Genomic DNA, 17,889 nt, shown 5'->3' on the forward strand with positions numbered 1-17,889 from the left:
CATGCCCGACGCGCCAGCCCTGCGGCCGCCGCTCCTGCAGCGCGCCATGGCGCTCGGCGTGCAGCTGATCCTGGAGTCGATGCCGGCCGCCGAGGCGCTGCGCCGCCAGCTGCGCTGGGCCGTCTGGCAGGCCGACCGCTTCGCGGCGGTGCGCGCGCAGCTCGACGACCGCAAGTGGACCGAGCGCGCCAAGGGCCTGCTGATGTCGGCGCGCGACCTGGACGAGGACAGCGCCTTCCGCCTGCTGCGCGATGCCGCCATGCATGCGCATCTGCGACTCGGCGAGGTGGCCAGGTCGGTGGTGCAGTCGGCACAGCTGGCCGAGGCGGTCAACCTCGCGGGGCAGCAGCGCATGCTCAGCCAGCGACTGGTGAAGCTGATGGCGCAGCGGGCCGCCGGCATCGAAGCCAAGCGGGCGAAGACGCTGCAGGACGACTCTTGCGCGCGCGTGGCCGCCAACCTGTCGCGGCTGCCGGCGCTGTTACCCGCGGTGATGCCCGCGGTGGTGCCCGCTCCTTCGCCGGTCGCGGGATTGGCGCCCTCGCTGACACCGCTGCAGGTCGATCCGGTCATCGACGCCTGGCGGCGCCTGGAGCCGCTGCTCGCCGGCAAGCCGACGCCCGAAGCGCTGCTCGCGGCCGACGCGGCCGCCGACGACCTGCGCGCCCACTCCGACGCGCTGGCCTCGGCGATCGCGGCCTGCGGCGGCGGCAAGCCGCTGCATGTCGTCAACCTCTGCGGTCGCCAGCGGATGCTGAGCCAGCAGCTCGCGAAGGAGGCGCTGCTGGCGGACCTGCTGCCCGGTCGCGATCCGGCGGTGCTGCTCGACAGCCTGGATCGCTTTGCCGCCGGGCTGGCGGAGCTGGAGAGCTCGCCGCTGTCGAGCGATGCGATCCGGGCGTTGCTGGCGGAGGTCGGCGCGGAATGGCTGCGGCTGATGCGCAGCCTGCGCGACGCCCATGGCCGCGAAGCGGCCGGCGGGCTGGCCCGCAGCAGCGAGATCCTGCTTGATCGTCTGGACTTGCTCACCGGGCACTACCAGCAAAGCTTGCAGATCATCCTGGGGTAAATGCCCCTCGCCCCGGCCCTTTCCCGAAAACGGGAGTGGGCGTCATACGGCGCTTGGGAACACGCCCTCTCCCGCTTGCGGGAGAGGGTCGGGGTGAGGGTCTCCCACCGTCAGGCGGCCTTGGCCTCGTTGTGGCGATGCCGCGTGTAGAGGAAGTCGATCACCGCCTTGCGCGCGTGCACGTAGACCGGGTCCTCCGCCAGCGCCACGCGGTCTCGCGGCCGCGCCAGCTCCACCGGCAGCACCTCGCCGATCGTCGCCGCCGGTCCATTGGTCATCATCACGATGCGATCCGACAGCAGCACCGCCTCGTCGACATCGTGCGTGACCATCACCACCGTGCTGTGCGTCGCGGCGACGATCTTCAGCAGCTCGTCCTGCAGATGCGCCCGCGTCAGCGCATCCAGCGCGCCGAAGGGCTCGTCCATCAGCAGCACCTTGGGCTCCATCGCCAGCGCCCGCGCGATGCCCACGCGCTGCTTCATGCCGCCCGAGATCTCATGCGGCCGCTTGAACATCGCATGCCCCATGCCGACCAAGTGCAGCGCCTCCTCGGCGCGCGCCATCAGGCGAGGCTTGAATTCGCGGCCGCCGAACACGGATTCGACCGCCAGCAGCACGTTGTCGAAGCAGGTCAGCCACGGCAGCAGCGAATGATTCTGGAACACGACGGCGCGCTCCGGCCCGGGACCCGCGATCTCCCGGCCATCGCACAGCAGCCCGCCGCCGGTGGGCCGCAGCAGGCCGGCGATCAGGTTCAGCAGCGTTGACTTGCCGCAGCCGGAATGACCGATCAGCGTCACGAACTCGCCCTTGGCGATGTCCAGGTCGATGTCGCGCAGCGCATGGAAGCGCCCCTGGCGGGTCGAGAAGACCATGTCGGCCCGCTGCACGCGGATGAAGGGGGTGGTGCTCATCAGGATCTCCTGGTCGCGCGTGGCGCGGTCAATCATCGAAAGAGAAACGCCTGGCCAGCGCCATCAGCGCCCACTCCAGCAGCAGGCCCACGATGCCGATCACGAAGATCGCGATCAGGATGTGCCGCACGTTGAGGTTGTTCCACTCGTCCCAGACCCAGAAGCCGATGCCCACGCCGCCGGTCAGCATCTCCGCCGCGACGATCACCAGCCAGGCCGTGCCCACCGACAGCCGCACGCCGGTCAGCATGTAGGGCAGCACCGCCGGGAACAGGATGCGCGTCACCAGCTTCCACTCCGACAGCCGCAGCACCCGGGCCACGTTCAGGTAGTCCTGTGGCACGCGCTGCACGCCGACCGCGGTGTTGACCACCATCGGCCAGATCGAGCAGATGAAGATGGTCCAGATCGCCGCCGGGTTGGCGCTCTTGAAGACCAGCAGGCCGATCGGCAACCAGGCCAGCGGCGACACCGGCTTGAGCAGGCTGATCAGCGGCGACAGCATGCGGCTCGCGAATTCGAAACGGCCGATGATGAAGCCCAGTGGAATGCCGACGGCCGCTGCCAGGCCGAAGCCCAGCCCGACCCGCTCCAGCGAGTTGAGGATGTTCCAGCCGATGCCCTGGTCGTTGGGACCATTGCGATAGAAGGGGTCGGCGAACAGCTGGACGGCGGCGTCCCAGGTGGCGCCGGGTGTCGGGAAGGCGCCGCCCTTGAGCGTCGCGACGGTCCAGACCAGCCACAGCAGGCCCAGGCCCAGCAGCGGCGGCAGGACACGCATCCACACCGAGCGCCAGTCGATGCGCCTGCGCGGCGGACGATCCGGCACCGCCGGCGAGGCGGCCGGGCCAGCGGCCGGCTCGTGGGCCGCGTCGCGTGCCAGCGGCCGCGGCGTGGCCACCGACACCGTCATCGCCTCGGCGGACGCATCGGCGGGGGAATGGAAAACGGCACTGACCATGGCGAGCTCCTGCGTCGATCAGGGGAATCGGGAATGCATCCGGGCGCGGTTCAGGCGCGGACCTTGAAACTGTCGGCGTACTTCGCGGGATCCTTGCCGTCCCACACGACGCCGTCGAACAGCTTGGCGGTGCGCATCGTCTCCTTGGGCACGGAGACGCCCAACGCCGTCGCGGCCTGCCTGTAGAGCTCGACCTGGTTGACCTGGCGGGCCACGCCCAGGTAGTCCGGATGCTCCTTGATCAGGCCCCAGCGCTTGTGCTGGGTGAGGAACCACATGCCGTCGGACAGCCAGGGGAAGTTGACCTGGCCGTCGTTGAAGAACTTCATGTAGTTGGGATCGTCCCAGGTGCGTCCGAGCCCGTTCTGGTAGCGGCCCAGGATGCGCTGGTTGATCGCATCGACGCTGGTGTTGACGTAGGCCTTGTCGGCGATGGTCTCGGCCATCTTCTGCTTGTTGGACAGGCTCGCGTCGATCCAGCGGCCCGCCTCGAGCACCGCCATGATCACGGCGCGTGCGGTGTTGGGGTACTTCTTGACGAAGTCGCCGGTGGTGCCGAGCACCTTCTCCGGATGGTCCTTCCAGATGTCCTGCGTGGTGGCCGCGGTGATGCCGATGCCATCGATGATGGCCCGGTGGTTCCAGGGCTCGCCGACGCAGAAGCCGTCCATGTTGCCCACCCGCATGTTGGCCACCATCTGCGGCGGCGGCACGGTGATGACCTTGGCCTGCTTCATCGGATTCACACCCGCCGCGGCCAGCCAGTAGTAGAGCCACATCGCATGCGTGCCGGTGGGAAAGGTCTGGGCGAAGGTGTAGTCGCGCTGCTCCTTCGCCATGACCTTGGCCAGCGAGGCGCCGTCCACCGCGCCCGCGTCGGCGAGCTTCTTCGACAGCGAGATCGCCTGACCGTTGTTGTTCAGGGTCATCAGCACCGCCATGTCCTTCTTCGGACCGGCCACGCCCAGATGCACGCCATAGACGAGACCGTAGAGCACATGCGCCATGTCGAGCTCGCCGTTGACGAGCTTGTCGCGCACGCCGGCCCAGGAGGCTTCCTTGGTCGGCACGATCTTGATGCCGTACTTCTTGTCGAAGCCCAGCGCGGCCGCCATGACCACCGACGCGCAGTCGGTCAGCGGGATGAAGCCGATGCGGACCTCCTCCTTCTCCGGCTTGTCCGACCCCGCGGCATACGCGCCGCCGCCCGGCAGCGCGGACAACCCGCCCAGCGCCGCGCCAGCGGCAAGCAGCTTGCGACGCTCAGCGCTCATCAGACCCTCCTTGGAACCGTGTTGCATTCAGGACCTCCGGGACGCGACCGACGCGCGCTCCAATGAATCGACCAAAAGAAAAAGGCGTCGCGATCGACCCGACGCGGTGCGCGGGTGCGATCGGACGCCTTTGTCCGAACCTTTCTGGGGCGACCCTCACGCCGTTGCGAGGGCTTGCCGATCACTACGCATGAAGCGTGCCAAGGTCTCGCACGCGGCGTGCCCGCGGAAGCGGTTTCGAGGGGCGGCGCGCGCGTCCGCCGTCGGCTAACTTCCGTGAAGCCGCCGGGAACGATGCGGCAAGGGAGACCGCCATGCATCCTCTGCTCCGCAACGCGCGGTCGCTGGCCGCCGCCGCGCTCGCCGTCGGCCTGTCCGGCCAGGCCCTGGCGCTGGAGATCACCAGCGGCAAGCAGGCCGTGATCTATCGCGACGGGGCCGCCACGCCCGCGGCCGGCCCGATCCAAGGCGGCGGCTCGCTCGCCTTGGGACAGGTGGATTCGGTGAACTTGACGGTCACCGACAACTCGATGGGCTCGCTGCTGGCCATCGGGACGGGCTGGAGCCAGGCAAGCCGGACCAGCCTGTCCAATTTCGCGTCGGCCAGCGTGTTCCTGAACACCTTGGAGTTCGAGCGGTCGGCCTATGTGGAAGTGGGCTCCTCGATCTCCTTGACCGACACCTTCGTCATCACCTGCCCGACCTGCGTCAATGGCACCGTCGCCTGGGCGGGCCTCGCCGTCGGCGGCAACATCGGCCAGTACATCTCGACCGGCGGTTTCAGTCCCTGGACCGGCCGGCCCGAAGGCGCCTACGAGACAACGGCGCTGAACTACTCCACCGCCAACGGCGCGACGAGCACCGGCGTCCCGCCCCCGCCCTGGGGCGAGCCCAGCCACACCCAGGCCGGCTCCTCGTACGTCATGTACGACATCCAGAGCAACGGCAACCACTCCGCCTGGGAGATCCGCGACGACGGCGCCTTCATGTTCCAGTTCGTCTACGGCGAGCCGATCAGCTTCGGCCTCCATCTGCAGTCCTGGGTGACGGCGCAAGTCCGATCCGGCACGAGCGGCCAGACCGACGCCTGGGCGCTGGCGATGGCCAACCAGATCGACAACATCACCTTCGGCGGCGTCTACGTCACCGACCTGGACAACAACCCGGTGGGGAACATCTCCGCGCTGAGCGCCGATGGCTACAACTACGCCCTGGCGGCGGCCGTCGTGCCCGAGCCCGGCGCGTGGGCGCTGATGCTCGGCGGATTGGCCGCGCTGGCGGTCATCGGGCGGCGCCGACGCGCCTGAAGCGACCTGAAGCGACCGACACGCCGGCGCGCACCGTCCTGTGGCGCCGACGCGCCGCGGCGGTGCGTTCAGCCCCGCAGCAGGTCGTGCGCGTCGATGACGCGCTGCGCCACCTGCGAGATCGGCTCGCCGCGGTCCATGGCGAGCTTGCGCAGCCGCTGGTAGGCCTGGTCCTCGTCCAGGCCCTGCTCCCGCATCAGGATGCCCTTGGCCTTGTCGACGAGCTTGCGCGACGCCAGTTGCGCCTGCGCGTGGCTCAGCTCGGTGCGCAGCGCGAGGTCCTGCTCGAAGCGCGCGATGGCCACGTGCAGCACCGGTGCGAGGCGCTGCGCCTGCAGGCCCGCCACGACGTAGGCGCTGACGCCCGCCTGAATCGCGCGACGCATGGTGCCGCGGTCCTCGTCCTCGGCGAAGACGACCACCGGGCGCGGCGTCTTCGCGGACAGCGTGGCGAGGTTCTCCAGGGTGTCGCGCGTCGGCGACTCCGCGTCGACGATCACGACGTCCGGCTGCAGGCGCAGCACGCAGTCGTGGATCAACGTCGCCTGTTCGATGACGCCGACCACCTCGTGCCCCTGGCGCGCGAGCTCGTCGCGCAGCAGGTCGGCGCGGTGTGCGCCGTCGTCGATGACGAGCACGCGCAGCCCCGCCGGGGCGGGCGGCTCCGGGCTGGCAGCGGGGGCTTGCGGCGGCTTCACCGCGGAGACGGCGCAAGTTCCATGCCGAGCGCACCGGTCGGGCGGGACGCGCCGGCGCGGAGCAATCGCCGTTCCTGCGGTCGCGCAACGGCCGTGCCCGCGGTCCTGTTTGGGAGGGGCCGCGCCAGACGGCGGATCGCCGTACCGTCGCAGCTTGCGGCATCCCTGCCGCCAGGGAGAGCGCCATGCGCCATGTTTCGCATCGAGTGCCTGTCGACGTCCTGCTGGTCGCGTTGCTGTCGCTGGGAAGCGCCGCGGCCGGCGCCGCCGAGTTCAGATCCATCGCCACCGCCAGCAGCCAGACCGCGACCCGCAACGCCGAACAGATCGGCGAATGGAAGACCGGCGGCTCGTCCGTCTGGTCGACCGCCGAGGCCGTCCTGCTGGATCAATCGCCCAGCCTCGCGCAGAACGCCGAGGCGCGCTCCTCGGCCACCGCGACCTTCGGCCACCTCACCTTCGTGTCGCGCACCGGGACGACCCAGACCTCGGTCTCCGGCGTGCAGCCCGGCACCCGTGCCGAGTCGATGGCCAGCGTGGAGGGCGCCGACAGCTTCGTCATCACCTGCCTGACCTGCGTGGAAGGCACCCGCGGCGTCATGAGCTTCCGCGTCGTGCTCGAGGGCGACGTCGGCATGGGCCATGCCTCCACCGACACGACGACGGGGCAGCCCATCCCCGGTCCCGATCGCGAGATGTCCTATTTCTGGAGCGCCAACCTGACGATGCGCGCCTCGGGGGTCGCGATGGACTTCCCCGGGCCCGGCTGGGTGTCGCAGTACGGGTACGACTATCTGGCGATGGTCAACGACCGCGTCGTCGCCGGCGGTTCGCGGGAGGGCCTCGGGGTCTACGACCTGCAACTGGAGTTCGAATTCGGCCGTCCCATCGAGATGCTGTGGCAGGGCACCGCGATGTCGTCCTCCTTCCTGCACGACAGCGCGGACCCGGTCATCGGCTTCCTCAGCGCGCAGTCGCAAGCCGCCTTCACCAACAGCTTCTACTGGGACGGCATCTCGTCGGTCACCGATGCTGACGGCAATGCCGTCAGCGGCTTCACCGCGCTGAACAGCGCCGGCGTCAATTACGCCCAGTCCTTCGCCGACGTGGTCGTCGCGGTCCCCGAACCCGGCATGGGCGCGCTGACCCTCGGCGGGCTGGTGCTGCTGGCGACGCTGGGCCGACGCCGCCGCACGCCCTCCCCCTAGGGATTACCCGCCCTTCGCGGGTCGGCAAGCACGGCCTTCTCACGTTTACGTAAACGTCAACCGGCACCTAGAATCGGCGCCCATGGTCGATCCCCAGAAGGGATCGACCCACGACAGGCACCGCGGCGGTCCACCCTCGCCGGCCGCAGGCGCCCGCGCCCCCCAAGCCGGAGACAAACGTCATGACCGAGATGTCCGCCGAGTACAAGGCCCTGGCCGAGTACCGCCCCACCCAGAAGGTCCGCTTCGTGACCGCCGCCAGCCTCTTCGACGGGCATGACGCGGCGATCAACATCATGCGGCGCATCCTGCAGAGCATGGGCGCGGAGGTCATCCACCTGGGCCACAACCGCTCGGTCGACGAGGTCGTCACCGCGGCGCTCCAGGAAGACGCGCAGGGCATCGCGGTCAGTTCCTACCAGGGCGGCCACGTCGAATACTTCAAGTACATGGTGGAGCTGCTGCGCCAGCGCGGCGGCGACAGCATCCAGGTCTTCGGCGGCGGCGGCGGGGTGATCGTGCCGGCGGAGATCCGCGACCTGGCCGACCAGGGCGTGCGCATCTTCAGCCCCGAAGACGGCCAGCGCATGGGCCTGCAAGGCATGATCGGCGAGATGGTCATGCGCTGCGACCGCGACCTGTCGGCCGCCGCGCCGGCCGACATCGCCGCGCTGCAAGGCCACACGGAAGGCGCTTGGCGCGCGCTCGCGCAGGCGATCACCGCGCTGGAGAACGGCCGGGCCGACCCTGCCTTCACCCAGTCGCTGCGCACTGCGGCGGCAGACCGCCGCATTCCCGTGCTCGGCATCACCGGCACCGGCGGCGCCGGCAAATCCTCGCTGACCGACGAACTGATCCGCCGCCTGCGCCTGGACCAGGACGACGCGCTGCGCATCGCCGTGATCTCGATCGATCCATCGCGGCGCAAGAGCGGCGGCGCGCTGCTCGGCGACCGCATCCGGATGAACGCGATCGGGCCCTGGGCCGCGGGAGCGCGCGTCTACATGCGGTCGCTGGCCACCCGCGACTTCGGATCGGAGATCTCGCAGGCGCTGCCCGACGTCATCGCCGCGGCCAAGGTCGCCGGCTTCGACCTGGTCATCGTCGAGACCTCCGGCATCGGCCAGGGCGATGCCGCGATCGTGCCGCACGTCGACGTGCCGATGTACGTGATGACGCCCGAGTTCGGTGCGGCCAGCCAGCTCGAGAAGATCGACATGCTGGACTTCGCCGAGTTCGTCGCCATCAACAAGTTCGACCGCAAGGGCGCGGCCGATGCGTGGCGCGACGTCGCCAAGCAGGTGCAACGCAACAAGGAAGCCTGGGGCAAGAAGGCCGAGGATCTCCCGGTCTTCGGCACGATGGCCAGCCGCTTCAACGACGACGGCGTCACCGCGCTCTACCAGGCGCTGAAGCCGCGCCTGGCCGGCCTGGGCCTGCAACTGCGCGATGGCCGCCTGCCGGCGGTGTCGACGCGCTTCAGCACCCACCAGACGCCGATCGTGCCGCCGGCGCGCGCACGTTACCTGGCCGAGATCAGCGACACGGTGCGTGCCTACAAGAGGCGCGCCCGCGCCCAGGCGCGGCTGGCGCGCGAGATCCAGCAGCTCACCGCCAGCGCCGCAATGCTCGGGCAGGCCGATGGGCAGGCGGATGTGGCGGCCCTCGAAGCGCTGGCGGCGTCTCGCCAGGCCAGGCTCGATGCCGACGCGCGTCAACTGCTCGCGCAGTGGCCCGACATGCAGAAGGCCTACGCCGGCGACGAGTACGTCGTGAAGATCCGCGACAAGGAGATCCGCACGGCGCTGGTGTCGACCTCGCTGTCCGGCACCCGGATCCGCAAGGTCGTGCTGCCGCCCTACGAGGACCAGGGCGAGCTGCTCAAGTGGCTGATGCTGGAGAACGTCCCCGGCAGCTTCCCGTACACGGCCGGCGTGTTCGCGTTCAAGCGCGAGGGCGAGGACCCGACCCGCATGTTCGCCGGCGAGGGCGACGCGTTCCGCACCAACCGCCGCTTCAAGCTGGTGTCCGAGGGCATGCCGGCGAAGCGGCTGTCCACCGCGTTCGACTCGGTCACGCTGTATGGCGCCGATCCCGCGCCGCGGCCGGACATCTACGGCAAGGTCGGCAACTCCGGCGTCAGCATCGCGACGCTGGACGACATGAAGGTCCTCTACGACGGCTTCGACCTCTGCAGCCCGACCACCTCGGTGTCGATGACGATCAACGGCCCGGCGCCGTCGATCCTGGCGATGTTCATGAACACCGCGATCGACCAGCAACTCGCGAAGTTCAAGGCCGACAACGGCCGTGAGCCGACCGCCGACGAGGCCGCCAAGATCCGAGCCTGGGTGCTGGCCAACGTGCGCGGCACGGTGCAGGCCGACATCCTCAAGGAAGACCAGGGGCAGAACACCTGCATCTTCTCGACCGAGTTCTCGCTGAAGGTGATGGGCGACATCGCGCAGTACTTCGTCAACCACGACGTGCGCAACTTCTATTCGGTGTCGATCAGCGGATACCACATCGCCGAGGCGGGCGCGAACCCGATCTCGCAGCTCGCGTTCACGCTGTCCAACGGCTTCACCTTCGTGGAGGCCTACCTGGCGCGCGGCATGCACATCGACGACTTCGCGCCCAACCTGAGCTTCTTCTTCAGCAACGGCATGGACCCCGAGTACACGGTGCTGGGCCGCGTCGCGCGCCGCATCTGGGCGGTGGCGATGCGCGACAAGTACGGCGCCAACGAGCGCAGCCAGAAGCTGAAGTACCACATCCAGACCTCCGGCCGCTCGCTGCATGCGCAGGAGATCGCGTTCAACGACATCCGCACGACGCTGCAGGCGCTGATCGCGATCTACGACAACTGCAACTCGCTGCACACCAACGCCTACGACGAGGCGATCACCACGCCGACCGAGGAATCGGTGCGGCGCGCGATGGCGATCCAGCTGATCATCAACCGCGAATGGGGCCTGGCGAAGAACGAGAACCCGAGCCAGGGCGCGTTCATCGTCGAGGAACTCACCGAGCTGGTGGAGGAGGCGGTGCTGGCCGAGTTCGAGCGCATCGCCGAGCGCGGGGGCGTGCTGGGCGCGATGGAGACCGGCTACCAGCGCAGCAAGATCCAGGAGGAGTCGCTGCACTACGAGATGCTGAAGCACACCGGCGAGTACCCGATCATCGGCGTGAACACCTTCCGCAACCCGCATGGCGACCCGGTGCCGGAGCACATCGAGCTGGCGCGTTCGACCGACGACGAAAAGCAGAGCCAGCTGACGCGGCTGGCGGACTTCCATACGCGTCACGCGGCCGAATCGCCGGCGATGCTCAAGCGCCTGCAGCAGGCGGTGATCGACAACGGCAACGTCTTCGAGGTGCTGATGGACGCGGTGCGCGTGTGTTCGCTGGGGCAGATCACCGCCGCGCTGTTCGAGGTCGGTGGCCAGTACCGGCGCAGCATGTGAGCCGCCGCGGCGGCGCGGTCCCGCCGCCCGCCGCGCCCGACGGCGTCCCGCGGCGTGAACGAATGCCGCCATCGCGGCGCCTCGCGTCCCCGAGGCATGGGATACCGCTGGGACTGGCACACATCGTGCAATTGACCTCCAGGATCGTTCCAACCACGAGCCCCTGGAGACTGTCATGACCCTCCTGCGCCAGTTCGCCACCGGCATGCGTCTTTCGCTGGCCTTCGGGCTGATGCTGCTGCTGATCCTCGCCGTCTCGGCGCTGGGCATCAATGGCAGCAGCCGCGTCTTCGCCGACCTCAAGACGCTCTATCAGGACCGCACGATCCCGCTCAAGCAGATCGGCGAGATCGACAGCCTGATGCTGCGCAATCGCATCCTGGTGACGGAGATGATCCGCGATCCGGCCCAGTTGCCGGCACTCGATCCGCAGCTGCAGGCCAACATCGCCACGATCACCGGCTTGTGGAAGGACTACATGGCCACCTACCTCACCGACGAGGAGAAGCGGTTGGCCACGACCTTCGCCGAAGTCCGCGGCAACTATGTCCGCCAGGGCCTGCTGCCGACGCGGGACGCGGTGCGCGACGGCGACATCGCCAAGGCCCAGGCCCTCTACGGCGAGCGCATCGCGACGCTCGGCGCGCAGGCCAAGACCTCGATCGATGCGCTGCTGGCGCTGCAGGTGCGCGTCGGCGCCGAGTCCTACCATGCCGCCGAGGCGACCGCCGCCTCGGTGCGCACCTGGAGCCTCGCGGCCGCCGCCGTCGCGGTGCTCATCGCGCTGGCCGCCGCCTTCCTGACGACGCGCTCGATCACTGCGCCCATGCAGGAAGCGGTGCAGTTCGCGGAGGCCGTCGCCCAAGGGGACCTGCGCACCCGCGATGCCACGACCGGCCAGGATGAAGCGGCGCGACTGATCGCCGCGCTGGGGGCGATGGCCGGCTCCTTGCGGGACATCGTCAGCCGGGTGCGCAACAGCAGCGAGAGCATCGCCACCGGCTCCAGCGAGATCGCCACCGGTAGCCTCGATCTGAGCCAGCGCACCGAGGAGCAGGCCAGCAGCCTGCAGCAGACGGCGGCGTCGATGGAGGAGCTGTCGAGCACGGTGCAGAACAACGCCTCCACCGCCGGCCAGGCCGATCAGCTGGCGACGCGCGCCGCCGAGGCCGCCGGCCAGGGTGGCGGCGTGGTCCAGCAGGTGGTGCGCACGATGCAGGACATCAGCACCTCGTCGCGCCAGATCGCCGACATCATCGGCGTCATCGACGGCATCGCCTTCCAGACCAACATCCTGGCGCTCAATGCCGCGGTCGAGGCGGCCCGTGCCGGCGAACAGGGCAAAGGCTTCGCGGTCGTCGCGTCGGAGGTGCGCGCGCTGGCGCAGCGCTCGGCCCAGGCGGCGCGCGAGATCAAGGCGCTCATCGGTCGCAGCGTGGAGCAGGTGCAGTCGGGGTCGGGCCTCGCGGACGAGGCCGGCTCGGCGATGCAGGGCATCGTCGAACAGGTGCGGCAGGTCAGCACGCTGATCGGCGAGATCGCCTCCGCCAGCCATGAACAGTCGCGCGGCATCCAGCAGATCGGGCAGGCGGTGACCCAGCTCGACCAGGTCACGCAGCAGAACGCCGCGCTGGTCGAGCAGAGCAGCGCCGCCGCGGACAGCCTGCAGCAGCAGGCCAAGGAACTCGCGGAGCTGGTGCGGGTGTTCCGGCTGGCCTGAGCGCCCGGGCGCCGCCGGCCCCCGCGCCGCGGCGCATGACCCGGCACCTTCGGCCCAGCCCCCGACCCGAGGGGCCCGGGTGTTCCATGCCTTGCCGCCTCCTGGGGGCACTCCCATAATCGATCGCACCCACGTCGACGGGAGTCCGCCATGCTGCAAATGCTGAACCGGATGAAGATCACCACCCTGCTGCAGGTCGGCTTCGCGGCGGTGCTCGCGATGGCGGCCCTGATGACCGGCGTGGGGGTGATGAAGCTGCGGGAGATGGTGCGCCTGAGCGACGGCCTGCATGTGCTCGAGCAGCGCCGGCTGATGGCCACGAACTGGCGGGCCGCGACCGAGCTCAACCTCAATCGCGTGATGGCGATGGCCAAGTCCGGCGGGCACGATGGCCTGAGCGGTTTCCTGTCGGGCGAGATGACGCGCACCACCGAGCGCATCAACCAGCTGCAGGCCGATCTGGAGAAGGCCATCGACGATCCGGAGCAGAAGGCGCAGCTGTCGGTCATCGCCGCCGAGCGGAAGCGCTATGTCGATATCCGCAAGGGCGTGATGACCGCGATCAAGGCCGATCCGGCGGCGGGCCAGCGACAGGTCGACCAGACGCTGATCCCTGCGGCGACCAGCTACCTGGCGTCGGTCGAGAAGCTGGTGGCGCTGATCTCCGAGGACACCGACGCCTATGCGGCGCGTCAGCGCGAGCAGGCCACGCAGGCGGCGACGCTGATGCTGGCGCTGACCGGCCTGGCGGTGCTGCTGGGCATCTTCATCGCCTGGCGGATCACGCAGTCCGTGCGAGCGCCGATGGTGCGCGCCGGCGTGGTGGCGCAGACGATCGCCAGCGGCGACCTGAGCCAGGACATCGTCGTCGATCGCAGCGACGAGATCGGCGTGCTGCTGCGCGAGCTGAGCGCCATGCAGGATGCGCTGCGGCGCATGGTGCGCCAGGTCCGCGACGGCACCGAGACGATCAACGTCGCGACGCAGGAGATCGCGACCGGCAACCAGGACCTGTCGGCGCGCACCGAGGCGACCGCCTCCAACCTGCAGCAGACGGCGTCGTCGATGGAGGAGCTGACCGGCACGGTCGCGCACACGGCCAGTTCGGCGCAACAGGCCAATGCGCTGGTGAGCGCGACGCGCGACTCGGCCTCCAAGGGGGGCGACGTGGTGAGCGAGGTGGTCGAGGTGATGCAGCAGATCGAGTCGAGCTCGCGGCGGATCAACGACATCATCGGCGTCATCGACGGCATTGCCTTCCAGACCAACATCCTGGCCCTGAACGCGGCGGTGGAAGCGGCGCGGGCCGGTGAACAGGGTCGCGGCTTCGCGGTGGTGGCCGGCGAGGTGCGGGCGCTGGCGCAACGTTCGGCCGGCGCGGCCAAGGAGATCAAGGCCCTGATCGGCGAGAGCGTCTCGCGCGTGGATGCCGGCACGCGGCTGGTGCAGGACGCCGGCACGACGATGGGCGAGATCGTGCAGGGCGTGCGCCGCGTCGCCGACATCGTCGGCGAGATCGCCACGGCCGCCGCCGAACAGAAGGACGGCATCGGCCAGGTCAATGTCGCCGTGCAGCGGCTGGACGAGATGACGCAGCAGAACGCCGCGCTGGTCGAGGAATCCGCCGCCGCGGCAGGCAGCCTGCGCTCGCAGGCGGCGCAACTCAACGCCCTGGTGAGCGCCTTCCGGCTGGCGGCGTGACGGCGCGGCCCCAAAGGCGAAGCGTCGAACCGTCAGGTCACCAGGTGGCCGCCCTCGGGCGGCCCTGGCCATCAGGCTCGCAGCCTCACGGCACCACCGCCAGGAACAGGAACACGACGAACACGACCATGTGCACCGCGCCCTGCAGCACCGTCGCCCGGCCGCCGCCCAGCGTCAGGCCACCGACGATGAAGGTCAGGAACAGCAGCACCATGCTCAGCGGCGTGAGCCCCAGCACCAGCGAGTGCGGGAACAGCGGCGACAGCACCGCCACCGTCGGGATCGTCAATCCGATGCTCGCCAGCCCCGATCCCAGCGCGAGATTCAGGCTGGTCTGCAGCCGGTTGTGCAGGGCCGCGCGCACCGCCGCGACCGTCTCCGGCAGCAGCACCAGCATCGCCACGATCACCCCCACCAGCGACGGCGGCGCTCCGATCGCATGCACACCGCGCTCGATCGTCGGCGCCAGCAGCTTGGCCAGGCCGACCACGCCGACCAGGCACACCAGCAGCAGCGCCAGGCTCAGGCCGGCGACGCGCCAGCTCGGCGGCTCGGCATGGGCGTCCTGGTCGTCGACACCGGCCACCGGCAGGAAGTAGTCGCGGTGCCGCACCGCCTGCACGAACACGAAGGCGCCGTACAGCACCAGCGACACGCCGCCGGCGAAGAGCAGCTGCGCCGTCGTGAAGGTCGGTCCCGGAGAGCTGGTCGTGAAGGCCGGCAGCACCAGCGTCAGTACCGACAGCGCCGCCAGGACCGCCAGCGTCGGGCTCGTGCCCTCGACGCGGAAGGCCAGTTCCTGGTGCTTCCAGCCGCCGACCAGGATGCACAGGCCCAGCACGCCGTTGCAGACGATCATGATCGCGGAGAACACCGTGTCCCGCGCCAGCGTGTTGGTGGACTCGCCGCCGGCGAGCATCAGCGACACGATCAGCGCCACCTCGATGATGGTCACCGCCACCGCCAGGACCAGCGAACCATACGGCTCGCCCACCCGGTGCGCGACCACCTCCGCGTGGTGGACCGCCGCGAGCACCGCGGCGATCAGCAGCGCGCTGACCACCGCCAGCACCAGCGTCGAGTTGCCGCCGGCCGTCAGGCCCAGCAGCGCGAGGATCGCCGCCAGCGGGGCGAGCAGGGTCCAGATCGGCAGGGCCGCCGGCAGGCGGGCAAGGAGGGAGTTCGAGGACTTGGCACGCATGGGCACCGAGCATAGACCACGACGATCGACGGTCCATGGCGAAGCCAGGCGGCGGCACGCGGTTCAGGCCGCGGGGCTTTCCATGCCCAGCTCCCAGCCGCTGTCGTGCAGCTGCACGTTGTTGCGACCGCCGTCCTTGGCGCGATAGAGCGCGCGGTCGGCGCGCATGAACAGCTGGTCGGCGGTCAACTGGCCGCCGGGTTCCGCGACCGCGATGCCGGCGGACACGGTCAAGGTGAAGTCGTGGCCGTCGCCATCGCACAGCCGCAGCGTCGCCACCGCCTCCCGGATCTGCTCCACCAGCCGCGCCGCGCCCGGTCCATCGGTCGCCGGCAGGACCAGCCCGAACTCCTCCCCGCCCCAGCGCCCCACCACGTCCGACGCCCGCAGCCGCGCGCGCACCTCGGCCGCGAAGGCCCGCAGGGCATCGTCGCCGGCATGGTGACCGTGGCAGTCATTGACGTCCTTGAAGTGGTCCAGGTCCAGCAGCACGAAGGCCAGCGGCGTGCCTTCGCGGCGACCGCGCTCCAGCTCGTGCCGCAACAGGGCATCCGCGGTCATCCGGTTCAGGCAACCGGTGAGGCCGTCGGTGGAAGCCATCTCCTCCATGCGGCGCGCGATGCGCTCGAAATTGGCGAGCACGAAGCCGAAGCCCGCGCCGATCAGGCAGATGAAGCTGAACAGGAAGGTCAGGCCCTGGCCCAGGCTGCTCTGCATCAGATCGCGGTACTCCTCCGGATTCGTCAGCGCATGCACGCTGCGCAGCAGCAGGCTGGCCGCGGCCGCCACCAGCGTCAGGCCGACGGCGCGCAGCGACGACTCGCCGCGCCAACCCGGCCCCAGCAGCACGAGGATGGCCGGACACAGCAGCAGCGCGAAGACCAGCGAGATCGCGCTGGTGCGGACCGCCAGCGGCCAGGTCAGCATCCAGGCAGTGAGCGCCCAGGCCACCGTCGGTGCGCTCCACCACATCCAGCGCGGCAGCGCGCGGCCCAGCACATGGCGATGGATGGCCTCGTTGTAGAACACGATGCCCAGCGCGATCAGCCCGTTGCCCAGCAGCGCCGACACCCACACCGGCACCACCACCCGGGCCGTCAGCATCGCGAAGCCGGCCAGCAGCGTCCACGAGCCCCAGGTCCACACCGCCAGGTCCAGGTAGCGCAGCCGGCTGCGCTGTGCCGCCCACAGCTGCACGCCGAGCATCGCGAAGCCGCTCAGCAGCGCCAACATCAGCGTGGGGATGTGGATGGACGCCATGACGAGCGAGTGTAGTGATCCGCAGCCCGCTGCCGTCCCCCTACATCGCGGGCCCGAGGCGTGACAGCGGCGCGAAGCCGGCGCGCCCCGCAGTCCGCCGCCCGGGACGAGGGCCGGTCACGAGCGCTCGGGACCGAACGCTCAGGACAGACGCTCGATCAGCGCCATCGCAGCGGCGGGCGCGCGCTCCTTGGCGCCGCTGATGAAGAACACGAACACGTCGCGCGGCCGTCGCGGCGGCGCGCGGTCCGCCTCCACCAGCGGCAGGCGGTCCGGCTGGCCGCCCGAAGCCCAGCGCGAGGCGCTGGCCGCGATGCCGTCGAGTTCCTCCTCGGTGACGCCGGTCACCAGTTCGGACCGGGTGCGCATCACCCGGGTGTAGACGAAGTCGGTGGTCAGGTCCGGGATGGGCGGGTAGTCGTCCGACTCGGTGAACACGACGGCGGCCTCGTGGTCCCGCGCCATCGCCAGGAACTCGGGGCTGCGGAAGCTCTCGTGACGCACGTCGAGCGCGTGACGCAGCCTCACGCCGCCGGACTGCCCCGGCAGCAGCTTCAGGAACGCGCCGAAGTCGACCGGATCGAAGCGCTTGCTCGGCGCGAACTGCCAGACGATGGGTCCGAGCTTGGGCCCGAGCTCCGCGACGCCGCTGTCGATGAAGCGCATGACCGACTCGCCGGCCTCGGCCAGCACCCGCCGGTTGGTGGTGAAGCGGTTGGCCTTGAGCGAGAACACGAAGCCTTCGGGCGCCGTGTCGCGCCACTTCGCGAAGGTGGCCGGCTTGAAGGTCGAGTAGTAGGTGCCGTTGACCTCGATGGCGGTCAGCTTGCGGCTGGCGTATTCCAGTTCTCGCGACGCCGGCAGGTCCTTGGGATAGAAGGTCTCGCGCCAGGGTTCGAAGTTCCATCCGCCGATGCCCACATGGATCGAGGTGCTCATGTCGTCATGTCCTCCAGCAGTCGTTCGAGTCGGGTCTGCCCGCGCCGCGTGACGCGCAGCGCGCGGCTGTCGGGGTCGGGATCGAGCCAGCCCTGGGACAGCATCGCCTGCAGCCAGGCCGCGCCCAGCGCGCCGCCCAGATGCGGCCGACGCTCGCTCCAGTCCAT

General features: G+C 69.8%; 13 protein-coding genes. 6 read left to right on the forward strand and 7 right to left on the reverse strand.

What is annotated here, in order from left to right:
• On the forward strand, positions 1-1,069 hold a 1,069-nt coding region (locus CS062_RS22885; RefSeq protein WP_099863956.1), incomplete at its 5' end, for a type IV pili methyl-accepting chemotaxis transducer N-terminal domain-containing protein.
• A gap of 110 nt (positions 1,070-1,179) precedes the next feature.
• On the opposite strand, the gene CS062_RS22890 is transcribed toward CS062_RS22885, so the two are convergent.
• From CS062_RS22890 to CS062_RS22900, 3 genes are read right to left on the reverse strand one after another with little or no spacing between them, the layout of a single operon-like run.
• On the reverse strand, positions 1,180-1,986 hold the full coding sequence (locus tag CS062_RS22890; protein WP_199174328.1) for an ABC transporter ATP-binding protein: 807 nt from the start codon (positions 1,984-1,986) through the stop codon (positions 1,180-1,182).
• A gap of 28 nt (positions 1,987-2,014) precedes the next feature.
• Entirely contained in the window at positions 2,015-2,947 is a 933-nt protein-coding gene (ntrB, locus tag CS062_RS22895) for a nitrate ABC transporter permease (protein WP_099863958.1), read from the reverse strand.
• A 50-nt stretch (positions 2,948-2,997) separates the two neighbouring features.
• Positions 2,998-4,221 (reverse strand): CmpA/NrtA family ABC transporter substrate-binding protein, encoded by a 1,224-nt coding sequence (locus CS062_RS22900; RefSeq protein ID WP_099863977.1) that lies wholly within the window; start codon positions 4,219-4,221, stop codon positions 2,998-3,000.
• A 314-nt stretch (positions 4,222-4,535) separates the two neighbouring features.
• Here CS062_RS22900 and CS062_RS22905 point away from each other — a divergent pair, with 314 nt between their 5' ends.
• A complete protein-coding gene (locus tag CS062_RS22905) occupies positions 4,536-5,528 on the forward strand; it encodes a PEP-CTERM sorting domain-containing protein (RefSeq protein ID WP_099863978.1) in 993 nt (330 codons plus the stop codon).
• A gap of 68 nt (positions 5,529-5,596) precedes the next feature.
• Here the strand turns inward: CS062_RS22905 and CS062_RS22910 are convergent, their stop codons facing one another.
• Positions 5,597-6,226 carry an ANTAR domain-containing response regulator gene (locus tag CS062_RS22910; RefSeq protein ID WP_199174329.1) on the reverse strand — a complete coding sequence of 210 codons (630 nt, stop codon included), beginning with the start codon at positions 6,224-6,226 and terminating at the stop codon, positions 5,597-5,599.
• A gap of 185 nt (positions 6,227-6,411) precedes the next feature.
• Here CS062_RS22910 and CS062_RS22915 point away from each other — a divergent pair, with 185 nt between their 5' ends.
• From CS062_RS22915 to CS062_RS27340, 4 genes are all read left to right on the forward strand, one after another.
• On the forward strand, positions 6,412-7,434 hold the full coding sequence (locus CS062_RS22915) for a hypothetical protein (protein WP_099863980.1): 1,023 nt from the start codon (positions 6,412-6,414) through the stop codon (positions 7,432-7,434).
• 182 nt (positions 7,435-7,616) lie between these two features.
• Positions 7,617-10,901 carry a fused isobutyryl-CoA mutase/GTPase IcmF gene (gene icmF, locus CS062_RS22920; RefSeq protein WP_099863982.1) on the forward strand — a complete coding sequence of 1,095 codons (3,285 nt, stop codon included), beginning with the start codon at positions 7,617-7,619 and terminating at the stop codon, positions 10,899-10,901.
• Between the two features lie 175 nt (positions 10,902-11,076).
• Positions 11,077-12,621, forward strand: coding sequence for a methyl-accepting chemotaxis protein (locus CS062_RS27335; RefSeq protein ID WP_099863983.1), 1,545 nt, complete (start codon positions 11,077-11,079; stop codon positions 12,619-12,621).
• Between the two features lie 150 nt (positions 12,622-12,771).
• On the forward strand, positions 12,772-14,322 hold the full coding sequence (locus CS062_RS27340; RefSeq protein WP_303645166.1) for a methyl-accepting chemotaxis protein: 1,551 nt from the start codon (positions 12,772-12,774) through the stop codon (positions 14,320-14,322).
• An 85-nt stretch (positions 14,323-14,407) separates the two neighbouring features.
• Here the strand turns inward: CS062_RS27340 and CS062_RS22935 are convergent, their stop codons facing one another.
• The 3 genes from CS062_RS22935 to CS062_RS22945 all read right to left on the reverse strand — a co-directional run bounded on the left by CS062_RS22935 (position 14,408) and on the right by CS062_RS22945 (position 17,722).
• Positions 14,408-15,523 carry a calcium:cation antiporter gene (locus CS062_RS22935; RefSeq protein WP_099863985.1) on the reverse strand — a complete coding sequence of 372 codons (1,116 nt, stop codon included), beginning with the start codon at positions 15,521-15,523 and terminating at the stop codon, positions 14,408-14,410.
• 63 nt (positions 15,524-15,586) lie between these two features.
• Positions 15,587-16,783 (reverse strand): GGDEF domain-containing protein, encoded by a 1,197-nt coding sequence (locus CS062_RS22940; RefSeq protein ID WP_099863986.1) that lies wholly within the window; start codon positions 16,781-16,783, stop codon positions 15,587-15,589.
• Positions 16,784-16,924: 141 nt separating this feature from the next.
• The gene (locus tag CS062_RS22945) at positions 16,925-17,722 is read right to left on the reverse strand and encodes a DUF72 domain-containing protein (protein ID WP_099863988.1); all 798 of its coding nucleotides are present in this window, start codon (positions 17,720-17,722) and stop codon (positions 16,925-16,927) included.
• Between the last annotated feature and the right edge of the window lie 167 nt (positions 17,723-17,889).

It is taken from the genome of Roseateles chitinivorans (assembly GCF_002761755.1).
Classification (GTDB): Bacteria; Pseudomonadota; Gammaproteobacteria; order Burkholderiales; family Burkholderiaceae_C; genus Roseateles; species Roseateles chitinivorans.